This window comes from Cupriavidus sp. WKF15, from assembly GCF_029278605.1.
Taxonomy (GTDB): Bacteria; Pseudomonadota; Gammaproteobacteria; order Burkholderiales; family Burkholderiaceae; genus Cupriavidus.
The window spans coordinates 1,657,230-1,676,306 of record NZ_CP119572.1; the positions used below are offsets into that span (position 1 = coordinate 1,657,230).

A 19,077-nucleotide genomic window follows, 5' to 3' on the forward strand; every position below is an offset into this window, starting at 1 on the left:
CGCGGCAAGCAGCCGGGTGATCGGACGTCCTCAAGCGAATGGCGGTACCATGGCGGGCCATCCCATCGGCAGGAGCCGTGCATGGCAACGTCCACCCCTTCGCGTACCACCCACATCATCCAGCACGTCGCCTTTGAACACGGCGGCGTGGTTGCCGAAGCGCTGCGCGCGCGCGGCCACGCCCTGCAGGTGTTCCAGGCGGGCGTGGATGACCTGCGGCCCATCGCCGACAATCCGCCCGACCTGCTGCTGGTGCTGGGCGGCCCGATCGGCGTTTACGAGACCGAAGCCTATCCGTGGCTCGAGCAGGAAATCGCGCTGATTCGCACGCGCCTTGCCGCTGGCGGCAAGGTGATCGGGGTTTGCCTCGGGGCGCAACTGATTGCACGGGCCTGCGGCGCGCGCGTTTATCCGGGGACCCGCGAAATCGGCTGGGCGCCGATCGTTCCGACGGCGCGCGGCCGCGATTCGGCGCTGGCGGAGCTGGCCGCGGCCAACTGGGAAGTCCTGCACTGGCACGGCGACACCTTCGATCTGCCGGACGGTGCGGAGTTGCTGGCCTCGACGGCCGCGGTACCTCACCAGGCGTACGCCATCGGCAAGCAGGTCCTGGCCCTGCAGTTCCATCCCGAGGTGCTGCCGCGCGATATCGAGGCCTGGCTGATCGGGCACACGGTGGAACTGGGCAAGTCGGGCATCGATCCGCGCACCATCCGTGCGCGTACCGCGGAAGTCGGCGAGTCCGTCGCGGCGGCCGGCCGGCGCATGTTTGCCCGCTGGCTGGATGAGGCCGGCTTGTGAGGGGGATGAACGCGCCCGCGTTGCGCGGCGTCTCGGTCGATACGGTCCTGGTCGGCCAGGTTCGCCCGTTCGGCCCGAAGGGCGTGCCAAGCGGCATCGACAAGCGGCCGCTGGCCGGATCGGTGCCGGTGACGGTACTCGGCCTGTCTGGGGATGGCCAGGGCGACCCCAAGCGTCATGGCGGCCCGGAAAAGGCGCTCCATCACTACGCGTATGACCATTACCCCGCCTGGCGGGCCGAGCTTGCGGGCGTGGCCGCGCAGGCCGGTTCGGTTCTGTCGGCGCCGGGCGCCTTTGGCGAGAACCTGAGCACCACCGGGCTGATCGAGGCGGATGTCTGCGTTGGCGACCGCTTCCGTCTTGGCTCCGCGCTGGTGGAGGTGTCGCAGGCGCGCCAGCCGTGCTGGAAGCTGAACCATCGCTTCGGCTACGCGGGCATGTCGCGCGCCGTGCAGCAGAGCCTGCGCACGGGCTGGTACTACCGCGTGCTGGAGGAGGGCGAAGTGCGCGCGGGCGATGGGCTGACGCTGGCCAGCCGTCCGTATCCGGCGTGGAGCCTGGCGCGTTTGCTGCGCGTGCTCTATGTGGATCGCCTGGACTACGCGGCGCTGGCCGAGATGCCCGAACTGCCGCCGCTGGCCGAGAGCTGGCGCAAGCTGGCCCGCCAGCGCGTGGCGAAATACGAAGTCGAAGACATGGAAAAGCGCCTGGCCGGCGGCTGAAGCGGCCCGCCGGGCTCAGCCCTGGCGGAAGCGCCGGGCTGTGCCCTCGCGGGTGATGCGCTCCCAGATCACCTGTTTTTCCTCGTCGCTCAGGAACACCCAGTTGCTGACTTCCGCCGCGGTGCGTCCGCAACCCTGGCAGATTTCGTCGAACAGCGTCGAGCAGATGCCGATGCAGGGGCTGTCGGGACGGTCAGCCAGTCCGGTGGCGTCGGACTGGACGGCGGACAGGGCGGAATCTGAGGGGGAAGACGACATGCAGAAGTGGAAAGGGCTCGCAGTGGGGCATTATAAACGGGCTGCCCCGGCGTCCCGGGTTTCGTGAACGGCCCGAGTGGCGGTGATTGCCGCCGAGCGAGCATGGAATCGTGCCGATTACCTCGGAGGTCGTTGAGCCGCCGCGCAGTGCCCGGTACGCTGCATTGCGTCGACCTTCGATAGGAGCCAGCGATGCGTGAAGCCATCAACCAAGCCGTTGCAGTTCCCGCCATGACACACCCGCGCATGCGGCAGATGGTGGAGGAGGTCCTGATGGGCTCTCCTGTCGCGCGGGCACTGGGCGTGCAGCTCGATGTGCTGAAGCCGGAGCATGTCGAGCTGGTGTTGCCATACAGCCCGGAAAACGTCACCCTCGGCAACACCGTCCATGGCGGCGTGATCGCGACGCTGATCGATATTGCGGGAGCCGCCGCCGCGGCCTCCGGCGCCGACCCGGAGCAGGTCAAGGGCGGGGCGACCGGCTCACTCACCGTCCAGTACCTGGCCCCGGCAAATGGCGCCAGCCTGCGCGCGGTTGCAAGCGTGGTGCGGCGTAGCCGCCGGCAGGTGATCAGCGATGTCGAGGTGTACGCCGAGGAATCGGACGCGGGCACCCTGGTGGCGAAGGCGCTGATGAGCAGCACGCTGTTCGGGTGACGGCCGTGAGGCAGGGCGGAAAGCCAGGGCTGGTGGAACCCGTCATCGGCGACTGGCAGGTCGGCATGTGCTCCGGAACCGCTTCCACAGCTTGCGTTGATGGTCCCGATCGTCGGCCACGCGGGCTGCCAGGAAGCCGCGTGCGTAGCTCGCCCCATCCGAAGCCTTGCGATGATGCTGCTGCAGATGGTCCAGCAAGCGATCCGCCACCGCCATGTCGTTTCCCCATCCCAGGTCATCCTGCAATGTCGCCAGCACGCGCCGATATGGCTCCAGACGCTTGGGTTTGAAGAGATCAGCAAAGAACTCGGCCGCGTAGTGAAGTTTCTTTGCTGCGATCCGGGCGCGGTGGCGCTGATGCGCATCCAGCTTGTGAAGGCCTCGTCCTCGGCGCACGAGCTTGCGATGACGCTTGTGCAGGATCCGATCGGCGAAGCCGCCGACATGTCGCCCAAGCCGTCTGCGTGTCTCGCCGGACGCATCGCGCCAGGGAGGCGTCGTGACCCAGTGATCCAGTGCAAGGGCGACGTGTGCATAGCGGGGCGATTGCACCGCGGCCGTTGCCTTGGCGAGGCGGGCCTTCGCGACCTCCGCCGCAGCCGCCTGGGCTTCCGCCATCTTGCCGCGCTTGTCCTTGCCCGCGTCAACCTGCGGCAGCGTTGAATGCGCCAGCACATGCCAGTCCCGGGATTCACCGAGTTCGCCGGCAATCCACTTCACTTCATCGGCGAGCGCCTCCGGCATTGTGACCACATCGTCGAACATATCGAGCGCGGAACGCAGGCGGCGCAGGCCCACCCGCATCTGATGCACGCCCTCGGGCAAATGCCCGGTGGCTACGAGGGGTGCGTTGGCATGTACCTGATCCAGGCAGTTCTGCAAAATTTTGCAGACGGCTGCTTCCACAGTGTCTTTCGTTCTCAACGCAATGGGTTGGGCCTTGACTGCCGGGCGAGTGTCCGATGCCAGCAAGTCGTAGCCGCGGTCGCTCTTGCTCTGCATGCTCAGGGACATCGGTATCTTGTCGATAAATTGCAGCCCGATTTCGGTAAGGCGCCGCGGATCGCCGTGCTTGAGTTCCAGTTCAAGCTCTGAGAAGGAGCTTGCCTGCTCTGCCGCTGTGACTTGCCCGCTGTCCAGTGCGACCTCTATTTCCTCGCCGCTCGCCAGTTTCAGCGTCCACAGCTTCCGTGTGACCATGCTTCGGAAAACCGGGACCAGATGATCTGATAGCGAACCTTGCTTGAGGACACAATAGAGTGGAGAAGACTTTGGCACCGCAGCACGCAAGGCCCCGAGATCTGGCCGCGCCTCTTTCAGCACGGACTCGTATTCTTCGCGCTCGAAGCGTCCGCCGCGCTGCTCGCCGGACGACTTGAGGGTCTGGACGAGCTGGTCGCCGTTCCTGCGGACACGCAAGGCGGCTCCGTTTCGCCACAAGAGGAAGTCCGGGGTGTCGAAGTATTCGCTTTCAAGTGCCTGCTGCGGTTGCGAATCCTGCTCCACGTCCGGAAGAGCGGGCAGGTTGCGCATGGCGAAGTCCTGACCTGCCGCCAGTTCGAATTTCAGTTCCTTCTCCATGGTGTTGCTCCTTGGGCACGGCGCACTATCAGGCATGTGGGTCGCCGCCCGGTTCTTGCAACGGATTGCCGGATCTGCGCATGACTGCAGCGAGAGCCGATGCTTCGGGCATTCAAATTGGCGATGATCCAGTACCTGTGCAAAAGGCGTGCCGCCACTTGGCGGCCGGCGCTTATCCGGCCAGAAGGCGGTGCCATGCGCAAGTGTGCTGGAGTCGCGGAAGCAAAAAATCGAGCAGGTTGTAAAGTTAGGCGGTAGCAGGATCCTGTCATCCCTAACTGCTGTGAACGCGGTACCCGGCAAGGAGAATCGTGATGGCTCAAAGATTCGACGCGATCATCATCGGCACCGGGCAAGCCGGCCCCGCACTGGCCGCGCGGCTGGCCGGCGCGGGCATGAAACTGGCCGTCATCGAGCGCGCGCGCTTTGGCGGCACCTGCGTGAACACCGGTTGCATTCCCACCAAAACCCTCATCGCGAGCGCGTACGCCGCCCAACTGGCGCGGCGGGCTGCCGAGTACGGTGTGACGATTGGCGGGGCGGTCGCGGTCGACATGAAGCGGGTTAAGGCACGCATGGACGAAATCTCCGGCCGGTCCAGAAGCGGTGTGGAGCAGTGGATGCGTGGGCTGGAAAACGCTACGGTCTATCAGGGGCACGCCCGCTTCGAGAGCGCGCACGCCGTGAGGGTCAACGGCGAGCTGCTGGAAGGCGACCAGATCTTTGTGAACGTCGGTGGCCGGGCCCTGGTCCCGCCGATGCCCGGGCTCGATCAGGTACCGTACCTGACCAACTCGGGCATGATGGACGTGGATTTCCTGCCGGAACACCTGATCGTGATCGGCGGCAGCTACATCGGCCTGGAGTTTGGCCAGATGTACCGGCGCTTCGGGAGCAGGGTGACCATCGTCGAAAAAGGCCCGCGCCTGATCCAGCGCGAAGACGAGGATGTGTCGCAAGCCGTGCGGGAGATCCTGGAAGGCGAGGGCATGGAAATCCGGCTCGATGCCAACTGCCTGAGCGCGCGCAGGGCTGGCGACCATATTGCCGTGGGTCTGGATTGCGCCGCCGGCGCGCCGGAGGTCCATGGCTCGCACCTGCTGCTGGCGGTCGGGCGCGTGCCCAACACGGACGATCTGGGGCTCGACAAGGCGGGGGTCGAAACCGATGCGCGCGGCTATATCAAGGTGGACGAGCAGTTGCGCACCAATGTCCCCGGCATCTGGGCGCTAGGCGATTGCAACGGCCGCGGCGCCTTCACGCATACCTCGTACAACGACTACGAGATCGTCGCAGGCAACCTTCTCGATAACGACCCGCGCACGGTGGCCGACCGTGTCGCAGCCTATGCCATGTTTATCGACCCGCCGCTCGGCCGCGCCGGCATGACCGAACTGGAGGCGCGGCAATCCGGACGCCGGGTACTGGTCGGCACTCGCCCGATGAGCCGAGTCGGGCGGGCCGTGGAAAGAGGCGAGAGCCAGGGCTTCATGAAGGTGGTGGTCGACGCCGACACCCGGATGATCCTGGGCGCCGCGATCCTCGGCCTGACCGGCGACGAGGTGATTCATTCGCTGCTCGACATCATGTATGCCCGGGCCCCCTATACGACCATCAGCCGCGCGATGCACATCCATCCGACCGTGTCCGAGCTGGTACCGACGCTATTGCAGGAGTTGCGCACGCAAGTCTAGGCGGCATCTCCCTCGACCGTTGGGTTGTGAAGCCAGGGCGGGGGCTCGCCTGATCTGCCTCCATTAACGCAATTAACCGACAGGCAATAGCACCGAAAAAAAAAGCGCGCCGGAATTTCCGGCGCGCCCGTTTGCTGCCATGGCTGTAGCGCCGGCAACCTTCTGAAACTTGGGGGACCTGCGTCCCCAGGTTTCAGTACTTCCACATAATTTGCTGCAGTTGCTTGCTGTCGTTGGTCTTGGTCAGCGCCAGGGCCGTCAGGATGCGCGCCTTCTGCGGCAACTGGTCGTCGGTGACGACCCAGTCGTACTTGTCGTCCGGCTGCTCGGCGTTGCGGACCACGATGCCGCTGCCGGTGCGCGAGGCGCGCACGATCTGCACGCCCTTGGCGCGAGCGGCCTTCAGCGGCTCGACCATGTAGTCGCCGACACTGCCATTGCCGGTGGCGGCATAGACGATGGCCTTGGCGCCATTCTTCACGGCGGCATCGATGCTGCCCGGGTTCACGTTGCCGTAGGCATAGACCACGGCCACTTCAGGCAGCTTGTCGATCTTGTCGATGTCGAACTCGGTCTGCATGGTGTGCGGGCGGGCAGGGAGCCGGTAGAACAGCGTGCGGCCTTCCACCACATAGCCAAGCGGGCCGAACGGCGAGCGGAACGTCTCGGTCTTGAAGGTGTTGCTCTTGGTCACGTCGCGGCCGGTGTGGATCTCGTCATTCAGCACCGCCAGCGTGCCTTTGCCCCGCGACGCGGGGTTGGATGCCACCAGCACGGCGTCATACAGGTTCAGCGCGCCGTCCGCGCCCAGCGCCGTACCCGGACGCATCGAGCCGACCACCACCACGGGCTTGTCGCTCTTGAGCGTCAGGTTCAGGAAATAGGCCGTTTCCTCGATGGTGTCGGTGCCGTGGGTGATGACGATACCGTCCACGTCAGGCTGCTTGAGCAGTTCGGAGACACGCTTGCCCAGCTTCAGCAGCCGCTCGTTGTTGAAGCTCTCCGAGCCGATCTGGAAGATCTGCTCGCCCTTGACGTTGGCGACCTTCGAGATCTCGGGCACCGAGGCGATGATCTTGTCGACCGGCACCACCGCGGATTGGTAGGCCGCCGTGTTGGTGGCCGACGCGCCGGCGCCGGCAATGGTGCCGCCCGTCCCGATGATGACGATATTGGCCTTGCGGGCCTCTGCCTGGGCCGCGGCGGGCGCAGCCGAAGGCTGTGCGGACGGAGCGAGTTGGGCGTGGGCGGTGCCGGTGATCAGGCTGGCAGCGAACAGCGCGGCGGCCAGCTTCGTGGTGCGGGCAAGACGTTTCATGATTCTCCTCGGTGGCGGATCGGCTTGGCGCGCCTTTTGGGCAGGACGCCGCCGTCCATATTCGGTCGGTGGCTGCCGGGCAGGACCTGGATTTCAGGGCCGGTGCCGACAGCGGCTGCAACTATAAGGGAGGAGAAATTGCCGCGGGAGTGGGCTTGGCAGGGTTATGCCAAATCGGCATGACCCTGCCCAATTGATAACTCAAATGACATATAGATCGAGATACTCATGCACGGGCATTTGTTCGAGCCGTGCCTGGTCCAGGGACACGCGCAGGATCTCCTGCTGTTGGCGCGGCGGAAACCGGCGGGCCAGGTTGGTCCTGAATTTCTCGACCAGCAAGGGCGTGCCTTCGTCGCGGCGACGCCTGTGGCCAAGCGGATATTCCACCAGTACTTCCGGCAGCACCGTGCCGTCGTCCAGTTCCACGGTCAGCCCGTTGGCGATCGCGCGCTTGTCCGGATCGTGATAGTCCGCGGTCAGCGCAGGGTCCTCCACACAGGTGATCCGGGCGCGCAAGGCGTCGATGCGCGGGTCCACTGCCACATTGTCCTCGTAGTCCTCGGCGCTCAGTCGGCCGAGCAGCAGGGGCACCGCCACCATGTACTGGACGCAGTGGTCGCGGTCGGCGGGGTTGTGCAGCGGCCCCTTCTTGTCGATGATGCGCACGCAGGCTTCATGCGTGCGGATGGTCACGGCCCGGATCTCGGCCGCCGACTTGCCCATCGCGGCAAGCTGATGATGCAGTGACATGGCCGCTTCCACCGCTGTCTGCGCATGGAATTCCGCCGGATAGGCGACCTTGAACAGCACGTTTTCCATCACGTACGAGCCATAGGGTCGCTGGAAACGGAACGGCTGCCCCCTGAAGAGCACGTCGTAGAAGCCCCAGGTCTTCGCCGTCAGCGCCGAGGGATAGCCCATCTCGCCGGTCCTGGCCATCAGCGCCAGGCGCACGGCGCGGCTGGTGGCATCGCCCGCGGCCCAGCTCTTGCGGCTGCCGGTATTGGGCGCATGGCGATAGGTGCGCAGGCTTTGTCCATCCACCCACGCGAGCGACAGGGCGTTGATGATCTCGTCATACGACAGGCCGAGCATCTGCGCGACCACGGCCGTGGACGCTACCTTGACCAGCACTACATGGTCCAGCCCGACCTTGTTGAACGCGTTCTCCAGCGCGATGCAGCCCTGGATCTCATGGGCCTTGATCATGGCCGTGAGCACGTCCTTCATGAACAGCGGCTTGCGGCCAGCGGCCAGGTTAGTGCGGGAGAGCCAGTCGGCCGTGGCGAGGATGCCGCCGAGGTTGTCGGAAGGGTGTCCCCATTCCGCGGCGAGCCAGGTGTCGTTGAAGTCCAGCCACCGGATCATCGCGCCGATATTGAAGGCGGCCTGGACGGGGTCGAGCTGGAACTGCGTGCCCGGTACCCTGGCTCCGTTGGGAACGATGGTGCCGGGCACGACCGGGCCTAGCAACTTGGTGCAGGCCGGATAGGAGAGGGCCTCCAGCCCGCAGCCCAGCGTGTCGATCAGGCACAGCCGGGCGGTGTCATAGGCCAGCGGGCTCCTGACCTTGTATTGCGTCACGTAGTCGGCAATATCGACCAGGACCTGGTCCGGGTCGGGACGTGCGGTGGACTCCATGTTGGCCCTCCGGCGAAACAGGGGCGAGACCGGGACCGGGCCCGGTCTCCAGACGTCAGAACGCGTCGCCCGGCACGCGCACCCAGCCTTCCATCAGCACACGTGCGCTGCGGCTCATGATGGCCTTGGTGACGGTCCAGTCGCCATTGGACTGGCTGGCTTCGGCGCCAACGCGCAGGGTGCCCGACGGATGGCCGAAGCGAACCGCATTGCGTTCGCCACCGCCCGCGGCCAGGTTGACCAGGGTGCCCGGAATGGCGGCGGCCGTGCCGATGGCCACGGCTGCCGTGCCCATCATCGCATGGTGCAGCTTGCCCATCGACAGCGCGCGCACCAGCAGGTCCACGTCACCGGCGCCGACCGGCTTGCCACTGGACGCGACATAGTCCTTCGGCTTCGCGACAAACGCGACCTTGGGCGTGTGCTGGCGCTTGGCGGCCTCGTCGACGTTCTTGATCAGGCCCATGCGCACGGCGCCGTAGGCACGGATGGTCTCGAACATCGCCAGCGCCTTCGGGTCGCCGTTGATGGCTTCCTGCAGTTCGGTGCCGGTATAGCCGATGGCTTCCGCGTTGACGAAGATGGTCGGGATGCCGGCATTGATCATGGTCGCCTTGAACGTGCCGACGCCCGGCACTTCGAGGTCGTCGACCAGGTTGCCAGTCGGGAACATCGCGCCGCCGCCGTCGCCTTCCTCCTCGGCGGCAGGGTCCATGAACTCGAGCTGCACTTCGGCGGCGGGGAAGGTCACGCCGTCGAGTTCGAAGTCGCCGGTCTCCTGCACTTCACCGTTGGTAATGGGCACGTGGGCGATGATGGTCTTGCCGATATTCGCCTGCCAGATGCGCACGACAGCCGTGCCGTTCTGCGGGATGCGCGACGCATCGACGAGGCCGCCGCTGATCGCGAACGGGCCGACCGCTGCCGACAGGTTGCCGCAGTTGCCGCTCCAGTCGACGAAGGGCTGGTCGATCGAGACCTGACCGAACAAATAGTCGACGTCGTGGTCGGGGCGGCTGCTCTTCGCGACGATCACGGTCTTGCTCGTGCTCGACGTGGCGGCACCCATGCCGTCGATCTGCTTGCCGTATGGGTCGGGGCTGCCGATCACGCGCATCAGCAGCGCATCGCGTGCCTTGCCCGGGACCTGGGCGGTCTCGGGCAGGTCCTGCAGGCGGAAGAACACGCCCTTGCTGGTGCCACCGCGGATATAGGTGGCGGGAATCTTGATCTGGGGTACGTGGGCCATGGAAGTCTTTGTCCTGGTCAAACTGCAGCGGGCGGTACGTTGCCGCACCGCCCGCTCATCTCGCTACCTTAGGCAGCCGCTTTCGCGGATTCAAGGAAGTCCTGCGCGAAGCGCTGCAGCACGCCGCCGGCTTCGTAGATCGACACTTCCTCGTCGCTGTCCAGGCGGCAGGTCACGGGCACTTCGACGCGTTCGCCGTTCTTGCGGTGGATCACCAGCGTCAGGTCGGCGCGCGGCTTGCGCTCGCCGCTCACGTCGTAGGTCTCGGTGCCGTCCAGGCCCAGCGTCAGGCGGTTCACGCCCGGCTTGAACTCCAGCGGCAGCACGCCCATGCCGATCAGGTTGGTGCGGTGGATGCGCTCGAAGCCTTCGGCGACGATCACTTCCACGCCCGCCAGGCGCACGCCCTTGGCTGCCCAGTCACGCGACGAGCCCTGGCCGTAGTCGGCACCCGCGACGATGATCAGCGGCTGCTTGCGGTCCATGTAGGTCTCGATCGCTTCCCACATGCGCACGACCTTGCCTTCCGGCTCGACGCGCGCCAGCGAACCCTTCTTGACCTGGCCATCGACCACGGCCATCTCGTTGATCAGCGTCGGGTTGGCGAAGGTGGCGCGCTGCGCGGTCAGGTGATCGCCGCGGTGGGTTGCGTAGGAGTTGAAGTCCTCTTCCGGCAGGCCCATCTTGGCCAGGTACTCACCCGCGGCACTGTTGGCCAGGATCGCGTTCGACGGCGACAGGTGGTCGGTGGTGATGTTGTCGCCGAGCACCGCCAGCGGACGCAGGCCCTTTAGCATGCGCTCGCCGGCCAGAGCGCCTTCCCAGTACGGCGGACGGCGGATGTAGGTGCTCTGCGCGCGCCAGTCGTACAGCGGGCTGATCTGCTCGCCGCTGGCCGCGGTAATCGCGAACATCGGCTCGTAGACCTTGCGGAACTGCTCGGGCTTCACCGCCTTGGCAACGATCGCGTCGATCTCTTCGTCGGTCGGCCAGATGTCCTTCAGGTAGACCGGCTTGCCGTCCTTGTCGGTGCCAAGCACATCGCGCTCGATGTCGAAGCGCATGGTGCCGGCGATGGCGTAGGCGACGACCAGCGGCGGCGAAGCCAGGAAGGCCTGCTTGGCATATGGGTGGATGCGGCCATCGAAGTTGCGGTTGCCCGACAGCACGGCGGTGGCGTACAGGTCGCGGTCGATGATTTCCTGCTGGATCTTCGGATCGAGCGCACCCGACATGCCGTTGCAGGTCGTGCAGGCGAAGGCGACGATGCCGAAGCCGAGCGCTTCCAGGTCCGGCAGCAGCTTCGATTCCTCGAGGTACAGCTCAACGGCCTTCGATCCCGGGGCCAGCGACGACTTGACCCACGGCTTGCGGGTCAGGCCCTTCGCATTGGCATTGCGTGCCAGCAGGGCGGCGGCAATCACGTTGCGCGGGTTGCTGGTGTTGGTGCAGCTGGTGATGGCGGCGATGATCACGGCGCCGTCAGGCATCAGGCCTTCGGCTTCCTGCGCCAGTGCCTTGTCCAGGTCGACGGCGATGCCGCGCTCGGCCAGCGCCGAGGTCGGCAGGCGCTTGTGCGGGTTGGACGGGCCGGCCATGTTGCGCACCACGCTCGACAGGTCGAACTTCAGCACGCGCTCATATTCGGCGTTCTTGAGCGAGTCGGCCCACAGGCCGGCGGTCTTCGCATAGGTCTCGACCAGCTTGACCTGCTCGTCCTCGCGGCCGGTCAGGCGCAGGTAGTCCAGCGTCTGGTCGTCGATGAAGAACATCGCGGCCGTGGCGCCATATTCCGGGGCCATGTTGGAAATCGTTGCGCGGTCGCCGAGCGTCAGGCTAGAGGCACCTTCGCCGCGGAATTCCAGGTAGGCGCCGACGACCTTTTCCTTGCGCAGAAATTCAGTCAGGGCCAGCACGATGTCGGTGGCGGTGATGCCGGGCTGGCGCTTGCCGGTCAGCTCGACGCCGACGATATCGGGCAGGCGCATCCACGAGGCGCGGCCCAGCATGACGTTCTCGGCTTCCAGGCCGCCCACGCCGATGGCGATCACGCCCAGCGCGTCGACGTGCGGCGTGTGGCTGTCGGTGCCCACGCAGGTATCGGGATAAGCCACGCCCTTGTCAGCGTGGATCACGGGCGACATCTTCTCCAGGTTGATCTGGTGCATGATGCCGTTGCCCGGGGGGATCACGTCGACGTTCTGGAAGGCCTTCTTGGTCCAGTTGATGAAGTCGAAGCGGTCTTCGTTGCGACGGTCCTCGATGGCGCGGTTCTTGGCGAAGGCGTCGGGGTCGAAGCCGCCACATTCCACGGCCAGCGAGTGGTCGACGATCAGCTGCACCGGCACCACGGGGTTGACCTTGGCGGGGTCGCCGCCCTGGTCGGCAATCGCGTCGCGCAGGCCGGCCAGGTCCACCAGCGCGGTCTGGCCCAGGATGTCATGGCATACCACGCGCGCCGGGAACCACGGGAAATCCAGCTCGCGCTTGCGCTCGATGAGCTGTTTCAGCGAATCGGTCAGCGTGGCCGGGTCGCAGCGGCGCACGAGGTTCTCGGCCAGCACGCGCGACGTGTAGGGCAGCTTGTCATAGGCACCCGGCTGGATTGCCTCGACGGCTTCGCGCGCATCGAAGAAATCCAGCTTGGTGCCCGGCAGTGGTTTGCGGTGTGCAGTGTTCATGGCGTGGGGAGGAATACGGGGTCAAGCACAGGAACTGTGGAACAGGGCGCAATGCGCCCCGTTCCACGTTCCCCAGTCAGCGCGGTGTGATCAGCGCTTCTCGATCGGCACGAACTCCAGGTTCTCAGGACCAGTGTAGTTGGCGCTCGGGCGGATGATCTTGTTGTCGATGCGCTGCTCGATGATGTGCGCAGCCCAGCCGGAGGTACGCGCGATCACGAACAGCGGCGTGAACATCGCGGTCGGCACGCCCATCATGTGATAGCTCACGGCGCTGAACCAATCCAGGTTCGGGAACATCTTCTTGATGTCCCACATCACCGTTTCCAGGCGCTCGGCGATGTCGAACATCTTCATCGAGCCGGCGTCCTTGGACAGCTGGCGCGCGGTTTCCTTGATCACCTGGTTGCGCGGGTCGGCAATGGTGTACACCGGGTGGCCGAAGCCGATCACGACTTCCTTGTTCTCGACGCGGCGGGTGATGTCGGCCTGGGCTTCGTCGGGGCTGTCGTAGCGCTTCTGGATCTCGAAGGCCACTTCATTGGCGCCGCCGTGCTTGGGGCCGCGCAGCGCGCCGATCGCGCCGCAGATGGCCGAGTGCATGTCCGAGCCCGTGCCGGCGATGACGCGGCCGGTGAAGGTCGAGGCGTTGAACTCGTGCTCCGCGTACAGGATCATCGAGGTGTGCATGGCGCGCTCCCACAGCGCCGACGGCTTCTTGCCGTGCAGCAGGTGCAGGAAGTGGGCGCCGATCGAGTCGTCGTCGGTCTCGACTTCGATGCGGCGGCCATTGTGGCTGTAGTGGTACCAGTACAGCAGCATCGAGCCCAGGCTGGCCATCAGCTGGTCGGCGATGTCGCGCGCGCCCGGCGTGTTGTGGTCGTCCTTCTCGGGCAGCACTGTACCGAGCACGGACACGCCGGTGCGCATCACGTCCATCGGGTGGGCCGAGGCGGGCACCCATTCCAGGGCGGCCTTGACGTTGGCGGGCAGGCCGCGCAGCGACTTCAGCTTGGTCTTGTAGGCGGCCAGTTCGGCCTTGTTCGGCAGCTTGCCGTGGACCAGCAGGTGGGCGATTTCCTCGAACTCGCAGGCGTCGGCCACATCCAGGATGTCATAGCCGCGGTAGTGCAGGTCGTTGCCGGTACGGCCGACAGTGCACAGGGCGGTGTTACCGGCGGTCACGCCCGACAGGGCAACGGACTTCTTGGGCTTCGGGGTGGCGATCGGTTGTGCTTCGGACATCAGGGTCTCCTTGTGAGGTACGGTTCGGCTGGCCTTACTTGGCCTTGCCCTGGGCAAACAGGGCGTCGAGTTTCTGTTCGTAGGCGTGGTAGCCGATGCTCTCGTAGAGTTCGGCGCGAGTCTGCATGGTCTCGACCACGTTCTTCTGGGTGCCGTCGCGGCGGATGGCGGTGTAGACGTTCTCGGCGGCCTTGTTCATCGCGCGGAAGGCCGACAGCGGGTACAGCACCATCGACACGCCGGAGCCGGCCAGTTCGTCGGTGGTGAACAGCGGCGTGGCGCCGAATTCGGTAATGTTGGCCAGCACCGGCACCTTCACCGCGTCGACGAACTTGCGGTACATGGCCAGGTCGGTCATGGCTTCCGGGAAGATCGCGTCGGCGCCAGCCTCGACGCATGCCACGGCGCGCTCGATGGCGCTTTCCAGGCCTTCGACGGCCAGCGCGTCGGTACGCGCCATGATCACGAAGTTCTCGTCGGTACGGGCATCCACGGCGGCCTTGATGCGGTCCACCATCTCGGTCTGCGTGACGATTTCCTTGTTCGGGCGATGGCCGCAGCGCTTGGCGCCAACCTGGTCTTCGATGTGCATGGCACCGGCGCCGGCCTTGATCAGCGAGCGCGTGGTGCGGGCCACGTTGAAGGCCGACGAGCCGAAGCCGGTGTCGACGTCGACCAGCAGCGGCACATCGCACACGTCGCTGATGCGGCGCACGTCGATCAGAACGTCTTCCAGACCGGAGATGCCCAGGTCGGGCAGGCCAAGCGAGCCGGCGGCCACGCCGCCGCCCGACAGGTAGATGGCGCGATAGCCGGCGCGCTTGGCCAGCAGGGCGTGGTTGGCGTTGATGGTGCCCACCACCTGCAGCGGATGCTCTTCAGCCAGGGCCTGGCGGAAGCGGGCGCCGGCCGAACGGGCCAGGTCGGAAGCGGAATAGGTCATGGTTGCAGTGTCTCGTTTCAGGCAATGAAGAACGGGCCCAATACTGCAAGGGGTGTGCCAGGCGCTGGAGCAGGGCGGTGAAATAGGTGTAATGCCTTGATTTGTCGGGATATTTCCCTGCGGGCGGTACGCAGTTGGACGCGCCGAGCATCAATTCACGTCACTATTGCATTGCATGAGTGGAATTCGGATTTCACGATTGAAATTCAAATTCATCGCGGGCACAATGGCGTCACTCTACGCATGAAGCACCATGGCACCTCCCGTCTCTTCTCCCGGCCTGCCGCGCATCTGGGCGCTCGGCATCAGCCGCCTGCAGCGCGCCTTTGCGGAACTGATCCCCGCCTATTCCCACCGTGCGGAGTTCCGCATCGTCGGCCGGGCCTACGATTCGGCGGCCGACGCCATCCGGCGCGAGGCGCGCGAAGGCAAGCTCGATGTGGTGGTATCGGGCGGCTCTAACGGCGCCTACCTGCGCCAGCACGTCGACGTCCCCGTGGTGCTGGTCAAGGTGACCGGCTTCGATGTGATGAGCGCGCTGGCGACCGCGCGCCGCATTTCACCCAATGTGGCGCTCGTGACGCACGCTTCCACCTATGCGGAGGTGGACGAATTCACCCGCGCCTTTTCGCTGTCGATTCCCGCCTACACGTACCTGACCGAGGACGATGCCACCGCGCGCGTCCAGACGCTCAAGCAGGAAGGCGTGAAGGTCGTAGTCGGCCCAGGCCTGGTGACGGACCTGGCGGACCGGCTCGGCCTGATCGGCGTGTTCCTGTACTCGGGCAACTCCGTGCGCATGGCGCTCGAAGACGCGATCGAGGCCGCGCGCCTGCGGCGCATCGAATCCGGCCGGCGCGACTACGTCAACACCATCCTCGCGCACCTCAATGAAGGCGTGGCAGCCGTCGACGGCGAAGGCCGCATCCAGTCGTTCAATCCGGCGATGGAACGGTTCCTTGGCACGCCGGCGGCGAATGCGGTCGGGCGCAAGCTGCAGGCGCTGTCGCCGGGCCTCTCGCTGGACGACGTGATCCAGAGCGGCACCAAGGAACTCGAAGCCATCCAGAAGGTGGGCGATCGCATGGTCGTGGTCAACCGCATCCCCCTCGTCAGTGAGTCCGGCACCACCGGCGCGCTGCTGACCCTGCAGGATGCCACCGCCATCCAGCGCGTGGACCGCAATCTGCGTTCGCGCAGCCGCACGCGGCTGCCGGGCGTGCGCTACAGCCTGGATGACCTGGCAGGTACCTCGGCCGCCATGACGCACCTGCGTGACCTGGCGCGGCGCTATGCGGTGGTCGATTCGACCGTGCTGATCGGCGGCGAGAGCGGCACCGGCAAGGAGGTGCTGGCGCAAGGCATGCACGATGCCAGCCCACGCCGCGCGTTCCCGTTCGTTGCCGTCAACTGCGCGGCATTTCCCGAGACACTCCTTGAAAGCGAACTGTTCGGCTACGAGGAGGGCGCCTTCACCGGCGCGCGGCGCGGCGGCAAGGCTGGCCTGTTCGAGTCGGCCCACAACGGCACGCTGTTCCTGGACGAGGTTGGCGACATGCCTCCCGCACTGCAGACGCGCCTGCTGCGCGTGCTGCAGGAAAAGCAGGTGTTGCCGATCGGCGGGCTGGAGGCCGTGCCGGTCAATGTGCGCGTGATCGCCGCCACGCACCGCGACCTCGCGCAGCGCGTGCGCGAGGGCAGCTTCCGCCAGGACCTTTACTACCGCCTGAACATCCTGCGCATCGAGGTGCCGCCGCTGCGCGAGCGTGCCGGGGACCTGCCGGAACTCGCGAACCTGCTTTACCAGCGTGCGCTCGAACGGTTGGGGCTGGAGCATCAGGAGGGCCTGCCGGAGGCAGCCCGTGTCCGGCTGGCCGGCTACCATTGGCCCGGCAATATCAGGGAACTGGAGAATGTGACCGAGCGCATTGCCGTGCTCGTGGCGGGCCGTCCGCTGGAGCCCGCGGAACTGCTGCGCGAACTGCATGCCGCCGTGCCGGAATTGTTCGGCAATGACGGGGGCGAAACGCAAGAAGAGCGGATGGCTGCCGACCTGCCGGCGCAGGATCACGCGCGCGGTAACCGGCAGCGCCGCGTCGGCCGTTCGCTGGCTGGTGTCGCGCAGGCCAGCGAGACCGAGTATATCCGGCGTGTACTGGCCGAATGCGGCGGCGATCGCAACGCGGCGTGCCACATCCTTGGGATCAGCCCGACCACGCTGTGGCGGCGGCTCCGGGCCGACTGAGGGCGCCGGGCACCTTCTTCAAGCGGGCATTTTGCGGAACGCAATCGCGAAGCGGTTCCACGTGTTGATGGCGTTGACCAACAGCGTCAGGTTGACCAGCTCCGCATCCTCGAAGTGCGGGCGCACGGCTTCCCAGACGGCGTCCGGCACATGGTCCTGCGACACCAGCGTCACGGCTTCGGTCCACGCCAGCGCGGCCCGCTCGCGCTCCGTGAAGAACGGCGTTTCATGCCATACCGACAGCGTAGCCAGCCGCCGGTCATCCTCGCCGTGCTTGCGCGCGTCGCGCGTGTGCATGTCGATGCAGTAGGCGCAGCCGTTGATCTGCGAGGCACGCAGCCGCACCAGTTCCACCAGCGACTGTTCCAGTCCACTCTTGCCGATCTGCTCTTCCAGTGCCATGACGGCCTTGATGGCAGCCGGACTGGCCTTGTAGAAATCCAGACGATGTTGCATCGCGTGCTCCGGTTCGGTGTGTGGGTTGCGCGGCGCCGCCGGGCGCCGCCGTGAGAACAAGCGTAGGACGCGGAGTGGCTATGCGAAATGGCCGATCCTGACAAATTCGAGGTAACCAATGGGGCCAGCTCAGGCGGTGCCCTGGCGCCGGCTGGCAAGGGCGCTGGCCAGCCGGGCAAGCCCCGCATGGATCGCGTCGACGCCGATGCCGCCATAGCCGAACAGCAGCCCCGGCCGTGGCGCCTGGCTGGCAAACATGCCGGCCAGGCCGTAAATCCCGACCGATTCGGCCGCCGCGAGGCGGATCACCTCGCTTTCGTCCTGGGGCGCCCGGATGGCTGCCACCAGGTGGATGCCCACCGCGCACGGCAGCGGCGTGAGCCACGGCGCCAGGTCGCCGCGCAGATGTTCCAGCAGGGCGGTGCGGCGCGCGGCGTATTCCTTGTGCATGCGTCGCAGGTGTTTGGCGAAATAGCCGTCGAGCATGAACTTCGCCAGCGCTATCTGCGTCATGGTGCAGCTATGCCAGTCGCCCACCTGCTTGGCCCGGCGCAGTGCCGCGCCGAGCGATGCGGGCGGAATGACATAGCCGACGCGCAATTCCGGGAAGATGGTTTTGGAAAAGGTCCCCACATAGGCCACCACGCCGGCCGTGTCCAGGCTCTTGAGCGATTCCATGGGGCGGCCTTCGAAGCGGAACTCGCCGTCGTAGTCATCTTCCACGACGAGCGCGCCGTGGCGTTGCGCCCATTCCAGCAGGGCCAGCCGGCGCTCGAGGCTCATGGGCATGCCCAGCGGGAACTGGTGGGACGGCGTGACATAGACCATCCTGGCGTTCGCCGGCAGCGCGTCGACCACCAGCCCTTCCTCATCCACGGGCACCGGTACCACCTGCGCACCCAGCGCAGCGAAGATGATGCGCGCCGGTGGATAGCCAGGATCTTCCATGGCAACCACTTCGCCGGGGCGGACGGAGACCTTGGTCAGCAAGTCCAGCGCCTGCTGCGCACCTTGCGTGATGATCACGTCGTGCCAGTGGCTGACCACGGCGCGGCTGAAGGCCAGGTAGCTCGCCACGGCCTGGCGCAACGCCTGCTCGCCGGCCGGGTCGTGGTAGGTGCCGCGCCCGCGCGCCTGCACCCGCAGTGCATGGCCGACACAGCGGCGCCACTGGTCGAACGGAAACAGGCCCTTGTCAGTCACGCCGCCGACGAAGTCGTAGGCTGGCGGCGTGTCCGTGGGCGTCATCGGCAGCGCGTCCTCCATCTGCGACCAGATCGAGCCTGTGGCTGGCGAGGTTGCCGGCACGGGCGGCGGCGGCGCCAGCCGCGTCATGGCGTCGGCCACGAAGGTGCCGTCGCCGGTGCGCGAGCGCAGGTAGCCCTCGGCGATCAGCCGCTCGAACACATCGAGCGTGGTCTTGCGCGAGACGCCGAGCTGCAGTGCCAGTTGCCGCGTGGAAGGCAGCCGCTGGCCCGGCGCGAGCCGGCCATCCATGACGCCGGCGCGCAGCTGGCGATAGATCTGGCCGGCCAGGCCCTGGCGGCCGTGGATCGTAAGGTGGACATCCATCGGTTCTGGCT

Annotated in this window: 15 protein-coding genes; 5 read left to right on the forward strand and 10 right to left on the reverse strand. The window is 66.2% G+C overall.

The annotated features are described in order from the left end of the window. Positions 1-81: 81 nt before the first annotated feature. On the forward strand, positions 82-801 hold the full coding sequence (locus CupriaWKF_RS07775) for a glutamine amidotransferase (protein WP_276100411.1): 720 nt from the start codon (positions 82-84) through the stop codon (positions 799-801). A 5-nt stretch (positions 802-806) separates the two neighbouring features. Beyond that, positions 807-1,523: an MOSC domain-containing protein gene (locus CupriaWKF_RS07780; protein ID WP_276100412.1), complete on the forward strand. Its 717-nt coding sequence runs from the start codon at positions 807-809 to the stop codon at positions 1,521-1,523. Positions 1,524-1,538: 15 nt separating this feature from the next. Here the strand turns inward: CupriaWKF_RS07780 and CupriaWKF_RS07785 are convergent, their stop codons facing one another. Further along, entirely contained in the window at positions 1,539-1,781 is a 243-nt protein-coding gene (locus CupriaWKF_RS07785) for a DUF1289 domain-containing protein (protein WP_276100413.1), read from the reverse strand. Positions 1,782-1,973: 192 nt separating this feature from the next. On the opposite strand from CupriaWKF_RS07785, the gene CupriaWKF_RS07790 reads away from it, so the two are divergent. Further along, on the forward strand, positions 1,974-2,438 hold the full coding sequence (locus CupriaWKF_RS07790; RefSeq protein WP_276100414.1) for a PaaI family thioesterase: 465 nt from the start codon (positions 1,974-1,976) through the stop codon (positions 2,436-2,438). A gap of 42 nt (positions 2,439-2,480) precedes the next feature. On the opposite strand, the gene CupriaWKF_RS07795 is transcribed toward CupriaWKF_RS07790, so the two are convergent. Continuing rightward, positions 2,481-4,019, reverse strand: a complete 1,539-nt coding sequence (locus CupriaWKF_RS07795; RefSeq protein WP_276100415.1) for a CYTH and CHAD domain-containing protein — start codon at positions 4,017-4,019, stop codon at positions 2,481-2,483. 314 nt (positions 4,020-4,333) lie between these two features. On the opposite strand from CupriaWKF_RS07795, the gene CupriaWKF_RS07800 reads away from it, so the two are divergent. Then, positions 4,334-5,713 carry an FAD-containing oxidoreductase gene (locus tag CupriaWKF_RS07800; protein WP_276100416.1) on the forward strand — a complete coding sequence of 460 codons (1,380 nt, stop codon included), beginning with the start codon at positions 4,334-4,336 and terminating at the stop codon, positions 5,711-5,713. A 193-nt stretch (positions 5,714-5,906) separates the two neighbouring features. Here CupriaWKF_RS07800 and CupriaWKF_RS07805 read toward each other — a convergent pair whose 3' ends face one another. From CupriaWKF_RS07805 to prpB, 6 genes are all read right to left on the reverse strand, one after another. Then, positions 5,907-7,031, reverse strand: coding sequence for an asparaginase (locus tag CupriaWKF_RS07805; protein ID WP_276100418.1), 1,125 nt, complete (start codon positions 7,029-7,031; stop codon positions 5,907-5,909). A gap of 201 nt (positions 7,032-7,232) precedes the next feature. Next, positions 7,233-8,675 (reverse strand): bifunctional 2-methylcitrate dehydratase/aconitate hydratase, encoded by a 1,443-nt coding sequence (locus tag CupriaWKF_RS07810; RefSeq protein ID WP_276100419.1) that lies wholly within the window; start codon positions 8,673-8,675, stop codon positions 7,233-7,235. Positions 8,676-8,730: 55 nt separating this feature from the next. Then, positions 8,731-9,924: a 2-methylaconitate cis-trans isomerase PrpF gene (prpF, locus tag CupriaWKF_RS07815; RefSeq protein WP_276100420.1), complete on the reverse strand. Its 1,194-nt coding sequence runs from the start codon at positions 9,922-9,924 to the stop codon at positions 8,731-8,733. Between the two features lie 68 nt (positions 9,925-9,992). Further along, positions 9,993-12,605 carry a Fe/S-dependent 2-methylisocitrate dehydratase AcnD gene (gene acnD / locus CupriaWKF_RS07820; protein ID WP_276100421.1) on the reverse strand — a complete coding sequence of 871 codons (2,613 nt, stop codon included), beginning with the start codon at positions 12,603-12,605 and terminating at the stop codon, positions 9,993-9,995. A gap of 90 nt (positions 12,606-12,695) precedes the next feature. Further along, positions 12,696-13,850 carry a 2-methylcitrate synthase gene (gene prpC / locus CupriaWKF_RS07825; protein ID WP_276100422.1) on the reverse strand — a complete coding sequence of 385 codons (1,155 nt, stop codon included), beginning with the start codon at positions 13,848-13,850 and terminating at the stop codon, positions 12,696-12,698. 34 nt (positions 13,851-13,884) lie between these two features. Then, on the reverse strand, positions 13,885-14,793 hold the full coding sequence (gene prpB / locus CupriaWKF_RS07830) for a methylisocitrate lyase (protein WP_011297971.1): 909 nt from the start codon (positions 14,791-14,793) through the stop codon (positions 13,885-13,887). A gap of 253 nt (positions 14,794-15,046) precedes the next feature. On the opposite strand from prpB, the gene prpR reads away from it, so the two are divergent. Then, entirely contained in the window at positions 15,047-17,038 is a 1,992-nt protein-coding gene (gene prpR, locus CupriaWKF_RS07835) for a propionate catabolism operon regulatory protein PrpR (protein WP_276100423.1), read from the forward strand. A gap of 18 nt (positions 17,039-17,056) precedes the next feature. Here the strand turns inward: prpR and CupriaWKF_RS07840 are convergent, their stop codons facing one another. Both CupriaWKF_RS07840 and CupriaWKF_RS07845 read right to left on the reverse strand, forming a co-directional pair. Continuing rightward, complete coding sequence (locus tag CupriaWKF_RS07840) at positions 17,057-17,494, reverse strand: carboxymuconolactone decarboxylase family protein (RefSeq protein WP_276100424.1); 438 nt, start codon at positions 17,492-17,494, stop codon at positions 17,057-17,059. 129 nt (positions 17,495-17,623) lie between these two features. Continuing rightward, entirely contained in the window at positions 17,624-19,066 is a 1,443-nt protein-coding gene (locus tag CupriaWKF_RS07845) for a PLP-dependent aminotransferase family protein (RefSeq protein ID WP_276100425.1), read from the reverse strand. Between the last annotated feature and the right edge of the window lie 11 nt (positions 19,067-19,077).

Excerpts from the sequence above, each read along its gene's own strand:
- CupriaWKF_RS07810 (WP_276100419.1), bottom strand. The coding sequence starts at position 8,675 with ATGGAGTCCACCGCACGTCCCGACCCGGACCAGGTCCTGGTCGATATT.
- CupriaWKF_RS07790 (WP_276100414.1), top strand. The coding sequence starts at position 1,974 with ATGCGTGAAGCCATCAACCAAGCCGTTGCAGTTCCCGCCATGACACAC.
- CupriaWKF_RS07780 (WP_276100412.1), top strand. The coding sequence starts at position 807 with ATGAACGCGCCCGCGTTGCGCGGCGTCTCGGTCGATACGGTCCTGGTC.
- CupriaWKF_RS07775 (WP_276100411.1), top strand. The coding sequence starts at position 82 with ATGGCAACGTCCACCCCTTCGCGTACCACCCACATCATCCAGCACGTC.
- acnD (WP_276100421.1), bottom strand. The coding sequence starts at position 12,605 with ATGAACACTGCACACCGCAAACCACTGCCGGGCACCAAGCTGGATTTC.
- CupriaWKF_RS07785 (WP_276100413.1), bottom strand. The coding sequence starts at position 1,781 with ATGTCGTCTTCCCCCTCAGATTCCGCCCTGTCCGCCGTCCAGTCCGAC.
- CupriaWKF_RS07840 (WP_276100424.1), bottom strand. The coding sequence starts at position 17,494 with ATGCAACATCGTCTGGATTTCTACAAGGCCAGTCCGGCTGCCATCAAG.
- CupriaWKF_RS07845 (WP_276100425.1), bottom strand. The coding sequence starts at position 19,066 with ATGGATGTCCACCTTACGATCCACGGCCGCCAGGGCCTGGCCGGCCAG.
- CupriaWKF_RS07795 (WP_276100415.1), bottom strand. The coding sequence starts at position 4,019 with ATGGAGAAGGAACTGAAATTCGAACTGGCGGCAGGTCAGGACTTCGCC.
- prpF (WP_276100420.1), bottom strand. The coding sequence starts at position 9,924 with ATGGCCCACGTACCCCAGATCAAGATTCCCGCCACCTATATCCGCGGT.
- CupriaWKF_RS07800 (WP_276100416.1), top strand. The coding sequence starts at position 4,334 with ATGGCTCAAAGATTCGACGCGATCATCATCGGCACCGGGCAAGCCGGC.
- prpB (WP_011297971.1), bottom strand. The coding sequence starts at position 14,793 with ATGACCTATTCCGCTTCCGACCTGGCCCGTTCGGCCGGCGCCCGCTTC.
- prpC (WP_276100422.1), bottom strand. The coding sequence starts at position 13,850 with ATGTCCGAAGCACAACCGATCGCCACCCCGAAGCCCAAGAAGTCCGTT.
- prpR (WP_276100423.1), top strand. The coding sequence starts at position 15,047 with ATGGCACCTCCCGTCTCTTCTCCCGGCCTGCCGCGCATCTGGGCGCTC.
- CupriaWKF_RS07805 (WP_276100418.1), bottom strand. The coding sequence starts at position 7,031 with ATGAAACGTCTTGCCCGCACCACGAAGCTGGCCGCCGCGCTGTTCGCT.